Genomic DNA, 21,424 nt, shown 5'->3' with positions numbered 1-21,424 from the left:
GTTCCTCCGACTCGACGGGATCGTGGGCACCAGCATACGTCCGTCCGCAGACCGACGGCCTGACCCGGCGACCGGCTACCCGACGCCTGGAGTCGCGAGGAAGCGGTCGACGTCCGCCGCGATCTCGCGGGACTTCGTGTGGTGCAGGTAGTGGTCGGCGTCGAGCGGCACGACCTCTCCTCGGTCGACGCTCGCAGCCTGCTCCTCATGGAGCGGCAGCCACCCCGCCACCGTCGGGTTGTCCCGCTGGGCGAAGAGCAGCACCGGGAGGTCTGCCGGGAAGGTCTTCCCCTTCGCCGCTCGGAAGTTCGCCGCGATGCGCGACATCTCGTCCGAGGACGTCGCACTCGAGGTGTTGCGCAGCGAGATCATCCCGAGCTGCTCACGCGTGTGCTGGTCGTACGGCGGATCCGGGTACGGGTCGCCCGACAGCGCCGTGACGACCCGGGTGATGCCGAGTGCCTTCGCCGCACGCAGGGCGTCGACCGGCAGCGCGGCATCCATGCCCGGCTGATCGGGCACGCTGCTGTCGATGCCGACGAACGCCGTCACCTCGCCGCGGAACCGCTCGACGTAGTCCAGCGCATAGATTCCCGCGATGGAGTGCCCCATCAACACGTACCGGTCGATGCCGAGCCCGGCGACCGCCTCGTGGATCTCGGAGACGATGTTCTCGGTCGTTCGCGGCACGTCGGTCTGGTCGCTCAGCCCGTATCCGAAGGGCTCGACCACGACCACCCGGTACGACGACGAGAGCTCCCCGACGAGCGGCGAGAAGTCGAGCACGGGCGAACCGGTGCCGAAGCCGGGCAGGAGGACGATCGTCTGATCACCCTCCCCCGTGATCGACACGTTCATGCGTTTGCCGTCGACCTCGACCCGCTGCCCGTACTCCTCGATGCGCGTGGCCTCAGAGGCCGATGCGGCGGTGTTGACGATGGTGGTCGTGAGGAGCCCGGCGAGCACGAGCGCGACGAGCGCTGCGATCCCGGTGAGGACGATGCGGAGGAACTTCTTCATCCCTCCACGCTAGGGATGGACGACGACCGTCGGATCGGCCGCGGGTACCGACGCTGTCGTCCCGCGGGCCCATCTGCGGCTGCCCGCTAGGACGACGTCGAGCCCTCCGGCAGCGGGTAGATCGCGTTCAGGAACTGCTGCACCCAGGCGATGAGGTCGGTGTCGGCCAGCGGTTCGTCGCCGACGCGCGGCAACGGCACGATGACGGTATTCGTCTGGGCCAGGTACTTCGCGCCGGGATACATGCGTCGCAGCCGCGTCTGGATGGAGTCGGGGAGGTCGGCGGGCGTGACCCGCAGGTTCGGTCCGACGGCGATGAGGTCGCTGAGTCCCGAGCGCTGCGCACGCTGACGGAGCCGCGACACGGCGATGAGCGTGCTCACCTGCGCCGGCGGCTCGCCGTATCGGTCGGTGAGTTCGTCGATCACGAGGTCGATCTGGCCGTCCTTGGCCGCAGGTCCGGACGCGGCCGACAGCTTCTGGTAGGCCTCCAGCCGCAGCCGCTCGCTGTCGACGTACTCCTCGGGGATGTGCGCGTCGACGGGCAGTTCGAGCCGCAGCTCGGTCTGCCCCTCGGCGACGTCGCCACGGAAGGTGGACACGGCCTCGCCGATCATGCGGAGATAGAGGTCGAAGCCGACGCCCGCGATGTGGCCGGCCTGCTCGCCCCCGAGCATGTTGCCGGCGCCACGGATCTCGAGGTCCTTCAGGGCGACCTGCATGCCGCTGCCGAGCTCGTTGTTCGCCGCGATGGTCGAGAGCCGGTCGTGGGCGGTCTCGGAGAGCGGCTTGTGCTCGTCGTAGAGGAAGTACGCGTAGGCGCGCTCGCGGCCTCGACCGACACGACCCCGCAGCTGGTGCAGCTGGCTCAGGCCGTACTTGTCGGCGCGGTCGATGATGATCGTGTTCGCGTTCGAGATATCGAGGCCGGTCTCGATGATCGTCGTGCAGACGAGGACGTCGAAACGGCGCTCCCAGAAGTCGACCACGACCTGTTCGAGCGCGGCCTCGCCGAGCTGCCCGTGGGCGATGGCGATGCGCGCCTCGGGGACGAGCTCCGCGAGGTCCGCCGCGACGCGGCTGATGGACGAGACCCGGTTGTGCACGAAGAAGATCTGGCCCTCGCGCAGGAGCTCGCGCCTGATCGCCGCACCGACCTGCTTGCCGTTGTACGGACCGACGAAGGACAGGATCGGGTGGCGGTCCTCCGGTGGCGTCGCAAGCGTGGACATCTCCCGGATGCCGGTGACCGCCATCTCGAGCGTGCGCGGGATCGGGGTCGCGCTCATTGCCAGGATGTCGACGTTCGTCTTCAGCTTCTTGAGGGCGTCCTTGTGCTCGACACCGAACCGCTGCTCCTCATCGATGATGACGAGGCCGAGGTCCTTGAAGTGCACCTTGTCGGTCAGCAGACGGTGCGTCCCGATGATGACGTCGACCGTGCCGTCGGCGAGTCCGGCGAGCGCCTCCCGCGCCTCCTTGTCGGACTGGAACCGGCTGAGCGGCCGCAAGTGCACGGGGAACCCGGCGAACCGCTCCTGGAAGGTCTCGAAATGCTGCTTGACGAGCAGGGTGGTCGGCACGAGCATCGCGACCTGCTTGCCGTCCTGGACGGCCTTGAACGCGGCACGGACGGCGACCTCGGTCTTCCCGAACCCCACGTCGCCGGAGAGGAGGCGGTCCATCGGGATCTCGCGCTCCATGTCGGCCTTGACCTCGTCGATGGTCTGCAGCTGGTCGGGGGTCTCCGCGAACGGGAACGCCTCCTCGAGCTCGCGCTGCCACGGGGTGTCGGGGCCGAAGGCGTGCCCCTTCGACGCCATGCGCGCCGAGTAGAGCTTGACCAGCTCGACGGCGATGTCGCGGACGGCCTTGCGCGCCTTGCTCTTCGCCTGCGACCAGTCGCTGCCGCCCATCTTGCTGAGCTGCGGAGCCTCGCCGCCCACGTAGCGGGTGAGGAGGTCGAGCTGGTCCGTGGGGACGAGCAGCTTGTCGCCCGGGTAGCCGCGCTTGGAAGGTGCGTACTCGAGCACGAGGTACTCGCGGGTGCTCTTCACCGGGTTGCGTCCACCGCTCGAGACCTCGCGCTGGGTCATCTCGACGAACTTGCCGATGCCGTGGGTCTGGTGCACGACGAAGTCGCCGGACCGGAGCTGCATCGGGTCGACGACGTTCTTGCGTCGGGTGGCGAGCTTCTTGACCAGGCGAGAGTCGTACCCGGCGGTGCGTCCGTAGAACTCGGTCTCGCCGAGCAGCATGAGCTTCGACGTCTCCAGCTCGAAGCCGCCCTCGACGTCGGCCTGCAGCAGATAGGCGACCCCGGGCTCCGGGTCGGCCGGCAGTTCGTCGACCATGCGGGCCGCGATCTCGTGCTCGGCGAGGACGTCCGCCGCGCGCTCGACGAGACCGACCCCACGGGCTGCGACGATGACCGTCCAGCCCTCGCGGATGCGGTCGGCGACGTGTTCGATGGCGCCCTCGACGTTGCCGTGGAAGCTCGGCACGGTGTCGCCGTCGACCGTGACGGTGAGGAGCTCGTCGAGTTCGAGGTGCTCCGGGAGCGTCTCGACGTCGGGGCCGGCGCGGAAGCCGCTGAACGTCCACCACGGGTGGTCGGGCGCCGGCTGGCCAGGAGCGCTGAAGGTGACGGACTCCTTCAGGGCGCCCAGCGAGATGAAGTCGCCGGAGGCGAGGTCGATCGGCGCGTTCGCACCGACGGTCGCGGCGCTCCATGCGGCGGCGAGGAACTCGCGGTTCGTCTCGGCGAGGCTGATCGACCTCGTGACGACGCGCTCCGGCGAGACGACGGCGATGGCCGCTCCATCCGGCAGGTAGTGAGTGATCGGGACGAGGCGGTCGACGAGGGCCGGGGAGAGCGACTCCATGCCCTCCACCGCGATGCCCTCCGCGATCTTCTCGAGGATCCCGGTGAGGCTCGGGAACTCGTGCTGCATCTCCGCGGCGCGCTGCCGGACGGCCGGGCTGAGGAGCAGCTCACGGGACGGCGGCAGGCGGATCGCGTCGACCGGCTCGGGCAGCGAACGCTGGTCGGCGACCGAGAACGCCCGGATGCCGTCGACCTCGTCGCCGAAGAACTCGACCCGGTACGGGTGGTCGGCGACCGGCGGGAAGACGTCGAGGATGCCACCACGCAACGCGAACTCACCACGCCGCGACACCATGTCGACCCGGGTGTACGCGAGTTCGACGAGTCGCAGCGCGATCGCGGCGAGGTCGTGTCCGCGACCGCCCTGGACGAGTTCGATCGGAGCGGTCTCGGTGAGGTTGTCGGCCACGGGCTGCAGCGCGGCGCGCACCGACGCGACGAGGAGGAACGGTCGCTCCCCCGTCCAGGCGCCGAGCCGCCGCAGCGCCTCCAGGCGTCGGCCGACGATCTCGGCGCTCGGGCTGAGGCGCTCGTGCGGCAGGGTCTCCCAGGCCGGGAACTCGACGATCTCGGCCTCTGGCATGAGGTCGCTGAGCGCGGAGCGGAGCCGCTCGGAGTCGCGGCCGGTCGCGGTGACGACGAGGGCCGCCTGGGCGGCACCCTGCCGACCGCGCTCGTCCATGAGCGCCGCGAGGAGCGGTGCACGCAGCCCGTCGATCACGGAGAAGTCCGCGCTCTTGCCCGCGTACGCGAGGGCATCGTCGATCGTTGCGGCGCGCCGAAGCGCGTGAGTCAAACCCTGAAGCGTCACCGGAACAGCCTACGCCGAGCCACCGACACCCATGACCCCATCGCCCACCGGCCACCGCTGTCAATCGGCTGCGGACGACGCGTCACGCGGCATCCTCTCGCGCCGGACGCGTCATGATTGACCCATGACGAGCACGGAGCCCCGGTCAGACCGACACCCCGAACGGACCGGCGGCTTCCCGCTCCCCCCGATCCGCCAACCGATCCGCCGGATCGGAGCGCGGACGTTCGACTTCTCGAAGCAGGTCGCGGTCATGGCGATCGTCAACCGCACCCCGGACTCCTTCTTCGACCAGGGCGCGACGTTCTCGCTCGACCGAGCCGTCGACGCCGCCGTGACCGCCGCAGAACAGGGCGCCGACTGGATCGACATCGGCGGAGCCAAGTTCGCCCCCGGGCCGGAGATCCCCACCGCCGAGGAACTCGACCGCGTGCTCCCCGTCGTCGAGGCGCTCGCCGCACGGAGCGACGTCGTGATCTCCGTCGACACCTTCCGCCCCGAGGTGGCGGCGGCCTGCATCGCGGCGGGCGCCTCCGTCATCAACGACACCACGGGGATCCACGACCCGGCTCTCGCGGACGTCGTCGCCGCGAGCGAGGCCACCCTCGTCATCACGCACAGTCTGGCCAGGCCGAGGCAGCCGCATCCCCGCCCCCACTACGACGACGTCGCCGGTGAGGTCGCCGCCTTCCTCGCGGCCCGCGTCGACCTCGCGCTCTCGCACGGCGTCCCCGAGTCGCGGCTCATCGTGGACCCCGGGCACGACCTCAACAAGAACACCGTGCAGACGCTCGAACTCACCCGCCGGTTCGACGAGATCGCCGCGCTCGGCCTGCCGACGCTCGCCGCGGTGTCGAACAAGGACTTCATCGGCGAGTCCCTCGACCGCCCGAAGTCGGAACGTCTCGAGGGGTCCCTGGTGTCCGCTGCGGCGTGCATCCTCCTCGGCGCCCGCATCGTGCGGATGCACGCCGTGCCCGAGTCGATCGCGGCCGTGCGGATGACCGAGGCGATCCTCGGCTTCCGTGCCCCGGTGGCGCCCGTCCACAACGTCTGATCCGGAACCCTCGAGGAGTCACATGAGCACCCCCAGCATCACGAGCCTGGTCCCCGCGCAGGACCGACCGCTGTCGGTCGACGAGCTCGTGGCGGCCTACACCGTCGAGGACCGCTCCGCCACGACCGTCCGCGTGAACTTCGTGACGAGCCTGGACGGTGGAGCGACCGTCGACGGCGTCTCCGGCGGGCTCGGCGGCCCGGCCGACAAGACCGTGTTCGACATCCTGCGTCGACTCTCCGACGTCGTGCTCGTCGGTGCCGGAACCGTGCGCGACGAGGGCTACGGTGCCATGCGGCTCGACGTCGACGCCGCGGCCTGGCGCGACGACCACGACCTCCCCCTGCACCCGGTGTTCGCGATCGTGTCGGGCTCGCTCGACCTCGACCTCCGCTCGGAGGTCTTCACCCAGGCACCGGTCCGGCCGCTCGTCGTGACGACCGACCGCGCCGACCCCGCGAAGCGCGCGGCACTCGAGGCGGTCGCCGACGTGGTGGCGTGCGGCGACGAACACGTCGAACCGGCGCGTGTCGTCCAGGCGCTCTCCGACCGCGGCCTGCGGCAGATCCTGTGCGAGGGTGGTCCGGCACTCTTCGGCTCGTTCATCGCCGCTGACGCCGTCGACGAACTCTGTCTGACGATCAGTCCGTCGCTCGTCGGCGGGGAGAGTGTCCGGGTCTCCGCGGGTCCCGCCTCCGAAGCACCGCGACCGATGCGGTTGCAGCACCTCCTGCGATCGGACGAGCTGCTGATCTCGCGGTACGTACGCGCCCGACCCGTCGCAGGCCACGCGACACTCGACTGAAATCTAGAACATCAGCGGTTGATACAGTGGTGATCCTCCCCCTGCCATACCGTTGGGATCCCGCGTGCGTGCTCTGCTCCATACTCATCCGTCCGGTCGCCGCTTTCGAGCCGGTTCGGCCTCACTCGCCGTCGTCGTCGCCGTAGCCGGCAACCTCGCACTCGCCTCGTCGCCGGCGACGGCGACGAGGATGACGATGCCGTCCGCACCGGTCCGGTCCGTCAGTGCCGTCACCGGGACGGCACCGGCACATTCCCCGGTCTTCCTCGAGGACTTCGAACGCGCGCCGGACACGGGGAGCGGCACCTCCATCCGCGACTACGTCGGCGCCGACGGTGCCCGCTTCGAGTCTGACGACTTCTGGGCCGACCGCTCCGCCTGCAACGGCCTCATCCTCTCGTCGGCGAACGTCGAGGAGGACTCGTCGGACTGCTCCGGTTTCCCCGGCAACCATGCGCGGGTCCGCGCCCTCGCAGGCGTGCTCGGTCTCGTCAACGGAACCGACCCGGCGACGAATTCGGCGGTGGCGGCGTACACGGAGCGGAGCGGCCCGGACGACGCCGTCGAACTCGAGACCACCACGTCGATCCCGCTGACCGGCGGGACCGGCCGCTTCCTCACGGCCACGGTGAATGCGGCCGCCACGAACTGCGGCGATGCGATCTCCCCGGCGCTTCGATTGTCCCTGCGGACGGAGGACGGTGCTGAGCGGCCGGTCTCGGACACCGCCATCGACCCGTGCAGCGACGACCGTGCTTCCGACCACACCGCTGCGGGATACGCCGTCCGTGCCGGCCATTTCGCGGCGGACTCCTCCATCCTCATGGACGACGGTTCGATCGGTGTCGTGATGCGCAACGATCACGGCGGCGGATCGGGCAACGACCACGCCTTCGACGATCTGAGCATCATCGACGTGACCCCGACCCTCGATGTCGAGCTGTCGCAGGACACCGCCTTCGTCGGGGACACGATGCGTCTTCGCTTCGTCGTGCACAACACCCCGGAACTCGCCGCGAAGGCCGGTTGGTCCGTGCAGACGGCCTTGCCCGGTGGACTCGCGGTCGCCACCGATCCGCGAGTGACCACGAGCTGCTCGGCGGAGGCGACCGCTCCGGCGTCCGGGGCCGACATCGCGTTCACCGGCGACCTCGCGGCGGGCGAGGAGTCCTGCACGATCGAGGTCGACGCAACACCGGTCGCTCGCGGCGCGCTGACCGTCACCGTGGCGGGAGACGCCGTCCGTGGGCTCGACGTCGGCTCACACTCCGCCCTGACCGCCATCGACCGGGTCGCGATCGAGAGCCCGGCATCGGGCGCCCTCGTCGAGTCCTCACGACCGTTCTTCGCCGGAACGGGCGAGCCGGGCGCCGACATCACCGTGCGCGACGGGGAGGGCCACACCCCGTGTGAGACCACCGTGGACCCGGCCGGCCGGTGGAGTTGCGCGAACACCGAGGTCGTCGAGTCCGGCGAGGCGGTCGTGCGCGTGGAGCAGACCGCCGCGGGGCTCAGCAGCACGGACGAGACCACCTACCGCGTGATCGTCCCCGTGCTGGCCGTGGAGGGCACCGTCCGCCTCGAGATCCAGGGTGCCGACGGATCGTGGGTTCCGGTCGAGGGCGAGACCGTGATGACCGACCCCGGTGACCGCTTGCGTGTCATCGCGACGGTCACCAACACCGGCGAGAACGCGCTGGGCGACGTCACCCTCGCGGAGACGCCGGACACCCGCCTCACCTGCAGCAGCGAGTTCATCGAGCCTGGTGCCTCAACGGTATGCACCAGCAGCGAGCCGTTCGTCCTGACACCGGAAGCCCTCGACGACGGCTCGTTCGTCCACGCGCTCGAGGCTGTCCTGACCGGATACTCGCGCGCATCGGACCGCGCCGACACCGGTCGCCTGCCACTCCCGGACGCACCCCGCGTCTCGACTGGGGCGCTGCACACCTCGCTCGGCATCGTGTGGAGGGTCGCACCGCTCGAACCGCAGGCGCCGTTGGTCCGGACGGGAGCCGAGGTCCCGCTCTCCACTGCACTGCTCATCAGCGGACTGCTCCTCGTGGGCGCGGTGCTCGTCGGCGCCGGCACGCGCCAGGGCCGACGAGTCCGCTCACCGCTCGGCTGAGCGGGCGTCAGGCGCCGTGGAACCTGGTCTGTGCAGCCAGCAGGCCCTCGTTCACGAGGAGCTCGACCGCATCGGCCGCGTCGGAGACCAGTAGGGGAAGCTGCTCCCGCTCGGTTCCCGCGAAGTCCTTGAGGACGAAGTCGGCGGCGTCCTGACGACCCGGCGGCCTCCCGATACCGACGCGGACGCGCAGGAACTCTGGGGTCTTCAGCGCTGAGGCGATGTCGCGGATGCCGTTGTGCCCACCGTGCCCGCCGCCCTGCTTGAGCTTGATCGAGTCGAACGGGATGTCGAGCTCGTCGTGGACGGCGATGACGTGATCGGGGTCGACGGAGAAGAACTGGGCGAGCGCTGCGGTGGGGCCGCCGGAGAGGTTCATGTAGCTGTTGGGCTTGCCGAGGACGAACTTCGGGCCGCCCGGCACGAGCCGCCCCTCGGCCACGCGCGCGTTGCCCTTGTGGGTCTTGAAAGTTCCGCCGATGCGCTTCGCGAGCTCGTCGAGGACCATCTGCCCGACGTTGTGCCGGTTGCGGGCATACTGCTCGCCCGGGTTCCCGAGCCCGACGATGAGCCACGTGTCTGCAGCCATGCTGCCTTCCTGATCGAACGCCTCGGCTCGACCGGTGAGACCGGCCAGAAACCGAGCGAACCTGCCGCCTGCCATGCACCGAGACTATCGGGGCGGGCGGGCGACAGGTTCGTCTGCTGGAGTGGTGACTACTCCGCGGCCTCGGCTGCGGTCTCCTCGGCGGCGGCCTCAGCGGCCTCCGTCTCCTCGTCCGCCGGAGCGGCCGGGACGGTGATCGCGACGATGAGGACGTCGGCCTCGGTGATGAGCGAAGCGCCCTTCGGGAGCTCGAGGTCGCCGGCCAGGATCTGGGCGCCCTCTTCGAGGCCCTCGACGCTGACGGTGACGCGCTCAGGGATGTGGGTCGCCTCGACCTCGAGGCTCACCGTGGTGGCGTCCTGGTTGAGGATGGTGCCGGCGGCGGACTCGCCCTCGATGGTCACGGGGATGTCGACCTGGACCTTCTCGCCCTTCTTGACCACGATGAGGTCGAGGTGCTCGATGATCTGGCGCACGGGGTCCTTCTGGACGTCCTTGACCAGCGCGAGCTGGCCCTTGCCGGCGATGTCGAGCTCGAGCACCGCGTTGGACTTGCGGAGGATGAGCAGCATCTGATGGCCGGGCAGCGAGACGTGCACGGGCTCGGTGCCGTGGCCGTAGAGCACGGCGGGGATCTTGCCGAGGGCACGGAGCTTGCGGGCTGCGCCCTTGCCGAACGATTCGCGGAGTTCCGCGGTGACCTTCAGGTCATCGGACATGATGTTCTCCTCACGGGTCTTGCACCCGGTTGGTCGTGCCGCGACGATGCGCGGCGGAATGGATGAGTCAACTCGAACGCGTATCTGCGTGAGGAAAAGCCGGAAGCCAGACCACCGCGTCGATCACGGAAGCTGCCACGGGCCGCTTCCCTCGCCGAAGTTCAGTGGGAGAGTCTATCGCACCGCGCTGAGGCCCGCGACCGCCTCGTCCACAATCTCGTCGACGGTGGCGTCGACGTCCACCACGAAGCCCGGTTCGTCGGCGTCCAGGTCTTCGAGGAGTGCGAACTGCGAGTCGAGGAGCGACGGCGGCATGAAGTGACCGCTCCTGCCCTCCATCCGGCGTCCGAGCACCTCGCGCGAGCCGTGCAGGAGCACGAACCGCACCCCTGGCGCCTCCGCGAGGATCGCCTCCCGGTAGGCCCGTCGGAGTGCGGAGCAGGCCATCACGAGCCCGGTGTCCGAGGCGTCGGCGAGTGCTTTGCCAACGAGGGCCAGCCAGGGCCAGCGGTCGGGGTCCTCGAGCGGCGTTCCGGCGGCCATCTTGCGCACGTTCTCGAGCGGGTGCAGGGCGTCGGCGTCGACGAAGGGCACCCCGAGCCGGTCGGCGATCAGCACCCCGGTCGTGCTCTTCCCGGACCCGGACACGCCCATGACGACGACGAGCGGTGCATTCACACGGAACCCCCTGTGGTCTCCGGCCGATGACCGGGCGGCCGGCTCGCCCGACCCGCACAGCACGATACCGGACACCTCCGCACGGTCCGCTCGGACCTCACCTGCACGCTGGGTCATTGAGAGGTGGAGCGACACCTCCCTTTGCTACGGTTGCAGGACGGGCCGTGCCCGGATCGACGAGGGTGTCGCCGCTGTCCTGCAGCCGCCCCGTCGACTCCTGAGCACTCGGAACGCTTCCCGCATCACCCACTCTGAAGGAGAACCACATGGTGAACACCGCCGAAGCTCGCGCCAACATCGGCGTCGTCGGTCTGGCCGTCATGGGCAGCAACCTCGCACGCAACCTGGCGAGCCGCGAGGGCAACACGGTCGCCGTGTACAACCGCTCCCCCGAACGCACCGACCTGCTCGTGAGCGAGCACCCCGAGGCCGGCTTCGTCGCGTCGAAGACCATCGAGGAGTTCGCCGCGTCGCTCTCGAAGCCACGTACGGCGATCATCATGGTGCAGGCGGGTAAGGGCACCGACGCCGTCATCCAGCAGCTCACCGAGGTCTTCGAGCCCGGCGACATCATCGTCGACGGCGGCAACGCACTCTTCACCGACACCATCCGCCGCGAGAAGGCCGTCCGCGAGACCGGCATCAACTTCGTCGGCGCCGGTATCTCCGGCGGCGAGGAGGGCGCCCTCAAGGGACCGTCGATCATGCCGGGCGGCTCCGCCGAAGCGTGGGAGACCCTCGGCCCCATCCTCAAGTCGATCGCTGCGATCGCCGAAGGCGAACCCTGCGTCACCCACGTCGGCACCGACGGCGCCGGCCACTTCGTCAAGATGATCCACAACGGCATCGAGTACGCGGACATGCAGCTCATCGCCGAGGCCTACGACCTCATCCGTCGCGGCACCGGCAAGTCGCCGGCCGAGATCGCGGAGATCTTCGCCGAGTGGAACCGCGGCACGCTCGAGAGCTACCTGATCGAGATCACCGCCGAGGTCCTCAAGCAGGTCGACGCGAAGACGGGGCAGCCGCTCGTCGACGTCATCCTCGACCAGGCCGGCGCCAAGGGCACCGGCGCGTGGACCGTGCAGACGGCACTCGACCTCGGCATCCCGGTGTCGGGCATCGCGGAGGCCGTGTTCGCCCGTTCGCTGTCGTCGAAGCCGGCGCAGCGCGCAGCGGCCCGCGAGCTCGCGGGCCCGTCCGAGGAGTGGACCGTCGCCGACCCCGACCAGTTCGTCGAGGACGTGCGCCAGGCGCTCTACGCGTCGAAGATCATCGCCTACTCGCAGGGCTTCGACGAGATCGTCGCCGGTGCCGAGCAATACGGCTGGGACATCAAGAAGGGCGAGATCGCGAAGATCTGGCGCGGCGGCTGCATCATCCGTGCACAGTTCCTCAACCGCATCACCGAGGCCTACGAGGAGAACCCCGAGCTGGTCGCCCTCGTGACGGCGCCCTACTTCAGCGACGCCGTCGCTGAGGCGCAGGACAGCTGGCGCCGCGTGGTCGTCGCAGCCGCTCAGGCGGGCATCCCGTCGCCGGCGTTCTCGTCGTCGCTGTCGTACTACGACGGCCTCCGCGCCGAGCGTCTGCCCGCAGCGCTCGTCCAGGGCCAGCGCGACTTCTTCGGCGCGCACACCTACAAGCGCGTCGACCTCGACGGCACGTTCCACACCCTCTGGTCGGGCGACCGCAGCGAGGTCGAGCAGGCGGGCTCGAGCCACTAGCCCACGGCCTGCAGACGCAGAACGCCCGGTCCGAGTTCGGACCGGGCGTTCTGCGTACCAGCGGAGGGTGACGGGCTTACGCGGCGCCGTCGAACATGCTCGTCACAGAGCCGTCGTCGAAGACCTCGTGGATCGCGCGGGCGATGAGCGGCGCGATCGAGAGGACGGTCAGCTTGTCGAAACGCTTGGCCTCGTCGACCGGGAGCGTGTCAGTGACGACGACGGAGTCGATGGCGTCGCTCTGGAGGAGCTCGACCGCCGGGTCGGAGAACACCGCGTGAGTGGCCGCGACGACGACGCCGATGGCGCCGGCGTTCTTGAGCGCCTCGGCCGCCTTGACGATCGTGCGTCCGGTGTCGATCAGGTCGTCGACGAGCAGGCAGACCCGGCCCTCGACCTGGCCGACGATCTCGTGGACGCTGACCTGGTTGGGGACCAGCGGGTCGCGGCGCTTGTGGATGATGGCGAGCGGCGCACCGAGCTTGTCGCTCCAGATGTCGGCCACACGGACGCGGCCCATGTCGGGCGAGACGACCGTCAGCGTCGACGCGTCGAGCTTGGCACGGAAGTGCTCGAGGAGGACCGGCATCGCGAAGAGGTGGTCGACGGGACCGTCGAAGAAGCCCTGGATCTGCGCGGCGTGGAGGTCGACCGACATGATGCGGTCGGCGCCGGCGGCCTTGAAGAGGTCGGCGACGAGGCGGGCCGAGATGGGCTCGCGTCCGCGACCCTTCTTGTCCTGGCGGGCGTACGGGTAGAACGGGGCGACCACGGTGATGCGCTTGGCGCTCGCCCGCTTGGCCGCGTCGACCATGATGAGCTGCTCCATGAGCCACTCGTTGATCGGAGCGGTGTGCGACTGGATGACGAAGACGTCGGTGCCGCGGATGCTCTCGTCGTACCGGGCGTAGATCTCGCCGTTGGCGAAGGTCCTGGCATCGGTGGGGAGGAGCTCGGAGTCGAGCTCCGCCGCGATCGCCTCGGCGAGTTCCGGGTGGGCTCGTCCGGAGACGAGAACCAGCTGCTTCTTGTTGTCCGCCGTGATGCCTGACACAGACCCTGCCTTCTGCCGGAATCCTCCGGCCTCACTCACGAGTCGACGTTACCAGCCGCAGCCGTGTCGTCCGACACGGCATCCACGGTCGGTGCCGCCGAGGCAGCGCCGGCAGCCGTCGCAGCCGCCGTACCAGGGCGCTTCTGCTCGACCCAGCCCTCGACGTTGCGCTGCTGCGCGACCGTCAACGCCAGCGCCCCTGCCGGGACGTCCTTGCGGATGACGGTGCCGGCTCCGGAGTAGGCGCCGTCGCCGACGCTGACCGGGGCGACGAGCGTGTTGTGCGCGCCGGTACGGACGTGCGATCCGATGGTCGTGCGGTGCTTGTGCACACCGTCGTAGTTCGAGGTGATCGTTCCGGCACCGACGTTCGACTCGACGCCGATCTCGGTGTCGCCGATGTAGCTGAGGTGCGGGACCTTGCTCCCCTCACCGATCTGCGCGTTCTTCGTCTCCACGAAGGTGCCGATCTTGCCGCGCTCGCCGAGCACCGTGCCGGGTCGCAGGTAGGCGAACGGCCCGACCTCGGCACCGGCACCGATGACCGACAGCGTCGCGTCCGTGCGGCGGACGCGCGCACCAGCGCCGACCTCGGTGTCGATGAGCGTGGTGTCCGGACCGATCGTCGCACCGGACTCGACGACCGTCGCGCCGAGGATCTGCGTCCCGGGAAGCAGAGTGACGTCGGCGTGCAGCCGCGCCTTGATGTCGATCCACGTCGTGGCCGGGTCCTGGACGGTCACGCCGGCGAGCTGCCAGGCGCGCACGAGGAGGGCGTTCAGCTTGGCAGCGGCGGCGCTCAGCTGGGCGCGGTCGTTGATGCCCTCGACCAGCCAGGAGTCACTCACGGGGAGCGCCGAGACCTCGGAGCCCGCGCGTCGCAGGAGGCCGATGACGTCCGTGAGGTACTTCTCCCCCTGGGCGTTGTCGGTGGTGACCTCGGCGAGCGCGTCGCGGAGCTGGCTCACGCCGAAGAGGTAGACCCCGGCGTTGATCTCGTTGACGGCCCGCTCGGCGTCGGTGGCGTCCTTCTGCTCGACGATGTAGTCGAGCGCCCCGGCCTCGGTGCGGATGATGCGTCCGTAGCCGGTCGCGTCGTCGGGCATGGCCGAGAGGATCGTCGCCGCGACGTCGTGGTTGCGGTGGCGTTCGATGAGCGTGGTGAGCGTGGCGGCGTTCAGCAACGGGACGTCGCCGTTGACCACGAGGACGTCGCCGTCGAAGTCGTCGGGCAGCGCCAGGAGCGCCTGCTCCACCGCGCGACCGGTGCCGGGCACCTCGTCCTGGTCGACGATGGTCGCGCCCGGGAGCTCCGACTCGATGGCCTCGACGAGGCGGTCGCGCTCGTGGCGGACCACGGCGATGACGTGCCCGGCGTCGAGCGACCGGGCGGTCGCCAGCACGTGGCCGACGATCGGCACGCCGCCGAGCGGGTGCAGGAGTTTCGGCAGCGCCGACTTCATGCGGGTTCCCTGGCCAGCAGCCAGGATGATGATGGCCAGACGGTCGTCGGTCACGTGTGCTCCCCCTCGGTCCGGGCACTCGCCCGGTCGGTGATCGGTCGCTCCGCCACCAGGATTCGAACCTGGACCGAACAGCTCCAAAGGCTGCCGTGCTGCCGTTACACTATGGCGGACCACTCAGCCTGACGGCGGAGCGTGGTCAATTCTGCCATGGATGTGCCGCCTCGGAATCAGCTCGCGGCGGCCGATCGAGCCCCGACGCCCGCGTGCCTCGATAATGGTGGGATGCCAGCTAGCACCGATGAGGTCGACCGGATCGTCGACGCCTGGAACCGCGAGCGCCCGGACCTCGACTTCTCGCCCCTCCAGATCCTCTCCCGTGTCGCCCGGCTGTCACGCCACCTCGACCGGGCGCGTCGGGCGGCCTTCACCCGGTCGAACCTCGAGCCGTGGGAGTTCGACGTCCTCGCCGCACTCCGGCGCGCCGGCTCCCCCTTCCGGCTGAGTCCGAAGGCTCTGCTGCTCCAGACGCTCGTCTCGAGCGGCACGATGACGAACCGCATCGACCGCCTCGTCGAGCGCGGACTCGTCGAACGCCAAGGCGACCCCAACGACGGCCGCGGCATCCTCGTGCAGATGACGAACGCGGGACTCAACACGGTCGACGCGGCCATCACGCGCCTCGTCGACGCCGAGGCGGACCTGCTCGACGGCCTGAGCTCGACCGAACAGGCCAGGTTGACCGTCCTGCTGCGGAAGCTCAGCCTCGACTTCGACTAGCTACCGGCGGAGGATCTTCCGGGCCAGCCAGTTGCCGAAGAACTGGATGAGCTGCACGAGCAGGATGATGATGATCACCGCGGCCCACGTGACGACCGGCTCGAACTGCCGGAAGCCGTACTGGATCGCGAAGGCACCGAGCCCACCGCCGCCGATGAAGCCCGCGACCGCCGACATGTCGACGATGACCACGAACACGAAGGTGTAGCCGAGGATCAGCGGACCGAGCGCCTCCGGGAGGACGATGCTCAGCAACGTCCTGAGCCGGCTCGCACCCGCGGCACGCGAGGCCTCGATGACGCCGGGCGACACCGTCAGCAGGTTCTGCTCGACGATCCGGCTGATGCCGAAGGTCGCCGCCAGGGAGATGATGAAGATGAACGCGTTCGCACCGATGCCGGTGCCGATCACGAGTCGTGAGAGCGGCTGGGCGGCGGCCAGGAAGATGATGAACGGGATCGGCCGGAAGATGTTCACGATCACGTTGAGCACACCGTAGAGCACCGGGTGCGAGTACAGGTTGCCGGGCCGCGTCACGTAGAGGCCGGTGCCGACGACGAGTCCAGCGATCCCACCGAAGAGCAGGCTGAAGGAGACGAGGTAGAGGGTCTCGACGGTCGCGTCGCCGAGCTTCGGGAGCAGATCGATCAGTGCATCCATGTCAGCGCACCTCCGTCACGGTTGCCTGGGATCCGATGGCGGTCAGCGCCCCGTCGATCGTCTGGTCGTCGCCGCGCAGGGCGAGGGTCAGGTGGCCGAACGCGCGACCCTGGATGTCGTTGATCCCGCCGTAGACGAGCTCGAAGTCGACGCCCGCCTGCGCGAGCGTGAGGAAGACGCCCGCCTGCGACGCGTCGCCGTCGCGGAAGAACAGGGTGACGATGCGCCCGACGTGTCGTTCCTTGAGCACCGCCAGCTCGGCCGGCGACGGGACGCCCTTGATGACCGTCGACACGAAGCGCTTGGATGCGGCGTGCTGCGGGTCGGAGAACACCTCGAAGACGTCGCCCTGCTCGATGACCTTGCCACGCTCCATGACGGCGACCTTCGTCGCGAGCGACTGGATCACCTCCATCTCGTGGGTGATCACGACGATGGTCACGCCGAGGTCGCGGTTCACCTGCTTGAGCAGCGCGAGGACCTCCTGCGTGGTCTCGGGGTCGAGGGCGCTCGTCGCCTCGTCCGCGAGCAGGATCCGGGGCGAGGTCGCGAGCGCGCGAGCGATGCCGACGCGCTGCTTCTGGCCGCCGGAGAGCTGGTCCGGGTAGTTGTCGGCCTTGTCGGACAGCCCGACGAACTTCAGCAGCTCATCGACCCGGGTGCGGATCTCCGCGCGGGGACGTCCGGCCACCTCGAGCGGGTAGGCGATGTTCTTCCGCACCGACTTGGAATTGAAGAGGTTGAACTGCTGGAAGATCATCCCGATGCCGAGGCGGAGGTCGCGGAGACCGCGCTCCGAGAGCGTCGTCACCTCGGTGCCGTCGACGACGATGCTCCCCGACGTCGCGGGCTCGAGCGCGTTGATGAGGCGGACGAGCGTCGACTTGCCGGCTCCCGAGTAGCCGATAATCCCGAAGACGTCACCGGCCTCGATGTCGAGGTCGACGCCGTCGATCGCGGCGATCGGCGCCGCGCCCTTCTGCGGAGACGGGTACCGCTTCGCGACGTCTCGGAGGCTGACGAGTGGCATGGGGGTGTCCTCGGTGTGTCGGGTGATCAGGAGGCGGTGAAACGACGAAGCGTTCCTGTGGAAGCGGATGACAGCCTCCCACAGGAACGCTCTGAACGTCGGATCAGCCCTTGGCCTTGATGTCCTTCTGGACGGTCTCGAGCGACTTCACGAGGTCCTTGACCGGGGTCTTCAGCGGAACCGCGGTTCCACCGGAGTTCTCCACGACGCCGTCGACGACGGACTTCGTGTCCTGGTAGATCTTCACGAGCTTCGCGTACGTCTCGTTGTCGGCGTCGGCGGCCTTCGCCGCGAAGATGTTCACGTACGGCAGCGCGTTCGGGTCGGACGGGTCGTCCTCGGCGATCGCGTCGGACGCCTTCAGGCCGGAGTCGTTGATGAAGTCGTTGTTGATGATCGCGCCGGTGACGTCAGGCAGCGAGGTCGGCGTCAGCGAAGCCTCCAGCGAGGTGACGGTGACCTTCGACTTGTCGGCGATGATGTCGTCCGGCGTCGAGAAGATGTTGCCGCCGTCCTTCAGCTCCAGCAGGCCTGCGGACTGCAGGACGAGGAGCGCACGAGCCTGGTTGCTCTCGTCGTTCGGGATGGCGATCGTGTCGCCCTTCTTGATGTCCTTGACGCTGTCGACCTTGGTCGAGTACAGGCCGAGGGGGTAGATCGCCGTCGAGCCGATGGGCGTGAGGTCCTCACCGGAGGCCTCGTTGTACTGCGCGAGGTAGACGATGTGCTGGAACTGGTTGAGGTCGATCTCGCCCTCGGTGAGCGCCGGGTTCGGCTGCGTGTACTCGCCGAAGTCGACGATGTCGACGAAGATGCCCTCCTTCTCGGCGGCCTCCTTGTACGTCTCCCAGTAGGGGTCGCTCGCGCCGACGACGCCGATCTTGACGGGGTTCGCCTCGGTGCCCTTGTCTTCAGCGGCGGCGCCTGCGCCTGAGCCGCCGGCGCATCCGGCGAGGAGCGCGATGGCGGGGATGATGGCCAGTCCGGCCAGAAGCTTCTTCGAGAAGGTCATTGCTGTGATTCCTCTTTCGGGTGGTGCGCGCCGGTGGACGCTGATTCGACGGTACGTCGGCCTAGCAGGGATGACGAACCGGTGCGTAACACTTCGGAACAGAGCGACGATCGAGGTGATCCGGCCGCCGCGAGTGGACTACTCGACGAGCTCGGAGAGCTCCAGCCAGCGGACCTCGAGGTCGGCGATCTCGCCGTACATGGCCTGGATCTTGGCGCCGAGCGCGGTGATCCCGGCGAAGTCGCTCTGGTCGTGGACCGCGACCTTCTCGTGCGCCTGCTCGATCTGACCGTTGAGCTTGTGGAGCTTGCGGTCGATCGCCTTGATCTCCTGCTGCGCGTTCCGGAGCTCCGCACCGCTCAGCTTCGGCGTCCTCTTGGTCGGGCCACCGCCGGAGGCCGTCGGGCGGTCGTGCTCCTGGGAGCGGCTGCCGGCCGTCCCGGCGTTGAGCTCCAGGTACTGGTCGATGCCGCCGGGCAGGTGCCGGAAGTGGCCGTCCATGATCGCGTACTGCTGGTCGGTCACCCGCTCGAGGAAGTACCGGTCGTGCGAGACGACAAGCAGGGTGCCCGGCCACGAGTCGAGGAGGTCCTCCATGGCGGCGAGCATGTCGGTGTCGAGGTCGTTGGTCGGTTCGTCGAGCACGAGGACGTTCGGCTCGTCGAGCAGGATGAGCAGAAGCTGCAGGCGGCGGCGCTGGCCACCCGAGAGGTCCTTCACCGGCGTCGACAGCTGCGCACTCGTGAAGCCGAGGCGTTCGAGCAGCTGCCCCGGGGTCATCTCCTTGCCGCCGGCCACGTAGCTCGTGCGCTTGCGCCCGATGACGTCGCTCACGCGGTCCTGCTCGTACTCGGCGAGCTCGTCGAGCTGCTGCGTGAGCGTCGCGACCTGCACGGTCTTGCCGCGCTTGACGCGACCCTCGGTCGCTTCGACCTCGCCCGTGACCAGCCCGAGGAGGGTGGACTTGCCGGCGCCGTTCACGCCGAGGATGCCGGTGCGCTCGCCCGGGGCGATGCGCCACTCGACGTCTTTGATGACCGTCCGGTCCCCGTAGGACACGGTGACGTCGAGGATGTCGACGACGTCCTTGCCCAGGCGGGCGGTCGCCATGCCGGCCAGCTCGACCGTGTTGCGCACGGGCGGCTCGTCGGCGATGAGCGCGTTGGCGGCCTCGATGCGGAACTTCGGCTTGGCCGTGCGGGCGGGAGCGCCACGGCGCAGCCAGGCGAGCTCTTTCTTCATGAGGTTCTGGCGCTTGGCCTCGGACACCGCGGCGGAGCGGTCGCGCTCGACGCGCTGCAGGACGTACGCCGCGTACCCACCCTCGAAGGGCTCGACGATGCGGTCGTGCACCTCCCACGTGGCCGTGCAGATGGCGTCGAGGAACCACCGGTCGTGGGTCACGACGAGCAGGCCGCCGGAGTTCTTCGACCAGCGGCGGTTGAGGTGCTGCGCGAGCCAGGTGATGCCTTCGACGTCGAGGTGGTTCGTCGGCTCGTCGAGGAAGAGGATGTCGTGGTCGCCCACGAGCAGGGCCGCGAGCGCGACCCGGCGGCGCTGACCACCGCTGAGGTCGGCGACGAGGGCGTCCCAGGCGATGTCGGAGGCGAGGCCGGAGATGACGTCGCGGACCTTCGGGTCGCCCGCCCACTCGTGCTCGTCGAAGCCGCCGACGATGGTCTGTCCGACGGTCTTGTCGTGGTCGAGGGTGTCGGACTGGTCGAGCACGCCGACCGTGACGCCGTTGCGCACCGTCACGCGTCCGGAGTCGGGCTCCTTGCGGCCGGCGAGGAGGCCGAGGAGCGTGGACTTGCCGTCGCCGTTGCGGCCGACGATGCCGATGCGGTCGCCCTCGTTCACCCCGATCGTGATGCCGTCGAAGACGACCTTGGTCGGGTACTCGAGGTGGAGCGCTTCAGCGCCGAGAAGGTGTGCCATATCCGGTCAACGATACCGGGCCCGGGCGTCGACCACCGCCCGTGCACCGTAGGCTGCACGGGTGCCTCTGTTCTCCCGTTCCCGCCGGCTCCCGTTCGGCCGTCGCGACGCCCGGATCACCCTCCTCGACAAGCGGACGCTGCGCTACGAGCTCAGCGTCGACGACATCCCGCAGTCGGTGGTCTCCCTCGCGGATCCCCGCTTGCTCGAGTACCCGTACATCCGGCACATCGCGCGCGTGATCGACGCCGAGGCGCCGGCGGGCGAGGCGCTCTTCGTCGTCCACCTCGGTGCCGGAGCGTTGACGCTCCCCCGCTATGTCCAGGCGACGCGCCCAGGGTCGCCGCAGCTCGTCGTCGAGTTCGAGCCGGAGCTGTACGCCGGGATGCTGGACGCGCTGCCGCTCCCGGACGGCCACCGGGTCGAGGTCCGCTTCGGTGATGCCAGGGCCGTCGCGGACGAGCCGATCGACGAAGCCACCACCACCGAAGCGCACGTCACGGCGTGGCGGGACGCGAAGGTGACCGTCGTCGACCTCTGGGACGCCGCGGTGATCCATCGTCGGGTCGCGAGCCTCGAGTTCTACCGCCGGGTGGCGGCGCGGTCCGCGGCCGACGGCGTGATCGCGGTGAACCTCCTCGACGGCAGCCCCTTCGACTACTCGCGACGCCAGGCCGCGACCCTGCGAACCGTGTTCGCGCATGTCGCCGTCGTCCTCGACTTCGATCCGGTCGACGACGAGGGGCCGCTCGGCAACGTCGTCGTCTTCGCGAGCGACGCACCGCTCGCGGCCGTGACGCACCCGCAGCTCTTCGGCGCACCCGCGCCCGTGCAGCTGCACGGCGACGCACTCACGCACTGGATCGACGGGGCGACGATCATGACCGACGCCGACGGCGAGGACTCCCCCGACCCGGACGACCCCCGCTGGGACTGAGCGTCCTCCCTTTGCGCGCCCCCACGATTGCGCTACGGTGGGCGTAGCGCAACGGACCGACCCGACCGGATCCTGCCGCGCACGGAGGAGGTTGGTCGGTGCCCGTCTCCC

General features: G+C 69.3%; 17 protein-coding genes and 1 tRNA gene. 6 read left to right on the top strand and 12 right to left on the bottom strand.

Annotation, left to right across the window (positions count from 1 at the left end):
- Positions 1-75: 75 nt before the first annotated feature.
- Both EAO79_RS10655 and mfd read right to left on the bottom strand, forming a co-directional pair.
- Positions 76-1,020 (bottom strand): alpha/beta fold hydrolase, encoded by a 945-nt coding sequence (locus EAO79_RS10655; protein ID WP_124768960.1) that lies wholly within the window; start codon positions 1,018-1,020, stop codon positions 76-78.
- Positions 1,021-1,106: 86 nt separating this feature from the next.
- On the bottom strand, positions 1,107-4,718 hold the full coding sequence (mfd, locus tag EAO79_RS10650; RefSeq protein WP_079705469.1) for a transcription-repair coupling factor: 3,612 nt from the start codon (positions 4,716-4,718) through the stop codon (positions 1,107-1,109).
- A 124-nt stretch (positions 4,719-4,842) separates the two neighbouring features.
- On the opposite strand from mfd, the gene folP reads away from it, so the two are divergent.
- The 3 genes from folP to EAO79_RS10635 all read left to right on the top strand — a co-directional run bounded on the left by folP (position 4,843) and on the right by EAO79_RS10635 (position 8,708).
- Positions 4,843-5,775 carry a dihydropteroate synthase gene (gene folP, locus EAO79_RS10645; RefSeq protein WP_124768959.1) on the top strand — a complete coding sequence of 311 codons (933 nt, stop codon included), beginning with the start codon at positions 4,843-4,845 and terminating at the stop codon, positions 5,773-5,775.
- Between the two features lie 22 nt (positions 5,776-5,797).
- A complete protein-coding gene (locus EAO79_RS10640; RefSeq protein ID WP_124768958.1) occupies positions 5,798-6,580 on the top strand; it encodes a pyrimidine reductase family protein in 783 nt (260 codons plus the stop codon).
- A 64-nt stretch (positions 6,581-6,644) separates the two neighbouring features.
- Positions 6,645-8,708, top strand: a complete 2,064-nt coding sequence (locus EAO79_RS10635) for an Ig-like domain-containing protein (RefSeq protein ID WP_124768957.1) — start codon at positions 6,645-6,647, stop codon at positions 8,706-8,708.
- Positions 8,709-8,715: 7 nt separating this feature from the next.
- Here EAO79_RS10635 and pth read toward each other — a convergent pair whose 3' ends face one another.
- The 3 genes from pth to EAO79_RS10620 form a co-directional block, all read right to left on the bottom strand.
- On the bottom strand, positions 8,716-9,297 hold the full coding sequence (gene pth / locus EAO79_RS10630; protein ID WP_124768956.1) for an aminoacyl-tRNA hydrolase: 582 nt from the start codon (positions 9,295-9,297) through the stop codon (positions 8,716-8,718).
- A gap of 128 nt (positions 9,298-9,425) precedes the next feature.
- The gene (locus EAO79_RS10625) at positions 9,426-10,034 is read right to left on the bottom strand and encodes a 50S ribosomal protein L25/general stress protein Ctc (protein WP_079705465.1); all 609 of its coding nucleotides are present in this window, start codon (positions 10,032-10,034) and stop codon (positions 9,426-9,428) included.
- Positions 10,035-10,208: 174 nt separating this feature from the next.
- Positions 10,209-10,712: a gluconokinase gene (locus EAO79_RS10620; protein WP_229938709.1), complete on the bottom strand. Its 504-nt coding sequence runs from the start codon at positions 10,710-10,712 to the stop codon at positions 10,209-10,211.
- 266 nt (positions 10,713-10,978) lie between these two features.
- Between EAO79_RS10620 and gndA the strand changes: the two genes are divergently transcribed.
- Positions 10,979-12,439 (top strand): NADP-dependent phosphogluconate dehydrogenase, encoded by a 1,461-nt coding sequence (gene gndA, locus EAO79_RS10615; protein ID WP_079001993.1) that lies wholly within the window; start codon positions 10,979-10,981, stop codon positions 12,437-12,439.
- 76 nt (positions 12,440-12,515) lie between these two features.
- On the opposite strand, the gene EAO79_RS10610 is transcribed toward gndA, so the two are convergent.
- The 3 genes from EAO79_RS10610 to EAO79_RS10600 form a co-directional block, all read right to left on the bottom strand.
- On the bottom strand, positions 12,516-13,493 hold the full coding sequence (locus EAO79_RS10610) for a ribose-phosphate diphosphokinase (RefSeq protein ID WP_079705464.1): 978 nt from the start codon (positions 13,491-13,493) through the stop codon (positions 12,516-12,518).
- Positions 13,494-13,528: 35 nt separating this feature from the next.
- Positions 13,529-15,010 carry a bifunctional UDP-N-acetylglucosamine diphosphorylase/glucosamine-1-phosphate N-acetyltransferase GlmU gene (gene glmU / locus EAO79_RS10605; RefSeq protein WP_124768955.1) on the bottom strand — a complete coding sequence of 494 codons (1,482 nt, stop codon included), beginning with the start codon at positions 15,008-15,010 and terminating at the stop codon, positions 13,529-13,531.
- Positions 15,011-15,057: 47 nt separating this feature from the next.
- Positions 15,058-15,129: transfer RNA gene (locus tag EAO79_RS10600), tRNA-Gln, on the bottom strand.
- Positions 15,130-15,241: 112 nt separating this feature from the next.
- On the opposite strand from EAO79_RS10600, the gene EAO79_RS10595 reads away from it, so the two are divergent.
- Positions 15,242-15,736: a MarR family winged helix-turn-helix transcriptional regulator gene (locus EAO79_RS10595; RefSeq protein ID WP_079705462.1), complete on the top strand. Its 495-nt coding sequence runs from the start codon at positions 15,242-15,244 to the stop codon at positions 15,734-15,736.
- Here the strand turns inward: EAO79_RS10595 and EAO79_RS10590 are convergent, their stop codons facing one another.
- From EAO79_RS10590 to EAO79_RS10575, 4 genes are all read right to left on the bottom strand, one after another.
- Positions 15,737-16,396: a methionine ABC transporter permease gene (locus EAO79_RS10590; protein ID WP_064296483.1), complete on the bottom strand. Its 660-nt coding sequence runs from the start codon at positions 16,394-16,396 to the stop codon at positions 15,737-15,739.
- A gap of 1 nt (position 16,397) precedes the next feature.
- Positions 16,398-17,426: a methionine ABC transporter ATP-binding protein gene (locus EAO79_RS10585; protein WP_124768954.1), complete on the bottom strand. Its 1,029-nt coding sequence runs from the start codon at positions 17,424-17,426 to the stop codon at positions 16,398-16,400.
- Positions 17,427-17,529: 103 nt separating this feature from the next.
- The gene (locus EAO79_RS10580; RefSeq protein ID WP_124768953.1) at positions 17,530-18,438 is read right to left on the bottom strand and encodes a MetQ/NlpA family ABC transporter substrate-binding protein; all 909 of its coding nucleotides are present in this window, start codon (positions 18,436-18,438) and stop codon (positions 17,530-17,532) included.
- A gap of 138 nt (positions 18,439-18,576) precedes the next feature.
- Positions 18,577-20,376, bottom strand: a complete 1,800-nt coding sequence (locus EAO79_RS10575) for an ABC-F family ATP-binding cassette domain-containing protein (RefSeq protein ID WP_124768952.1) — start codon at positions 20,374-20,376, stop codon at positions 18,577-18,579.
- Positions 20,377-20,437: 61 nt separating this feature from the next.
- On the opposite strand from EAO79_RS10575, the gene EAO79_RS10570 reads away from it, so the two are divergent.
- Positions 20,438-21,313, top strand: coding sequence for a spermidine synthase (locus EAO79_RS10570; protein ID WP_079705458.1), 876 nt, complete (start codon positions 20,438-20,440; stop codon positions 21,311-21,313).
- The last annotated feature ends 111 nt before the right edge of the window (positions 21,314-21,424 follow it).

This window comes from Plantibacter sp. PA-3-X8, assembly GCF_003856975.1.
In the GTDB taxonomy this organism is placed as follows: Bacteria; Actinomycetota; Actinomycetes; order Actinomycetales; family Microbacteriaceae; genus Plantibacter; species Plantibacter auratus.
Note: the sequence above shows the minus strand (reverse complement) of the source record. Positions and strands in the feature narration are given on the sequence as shown.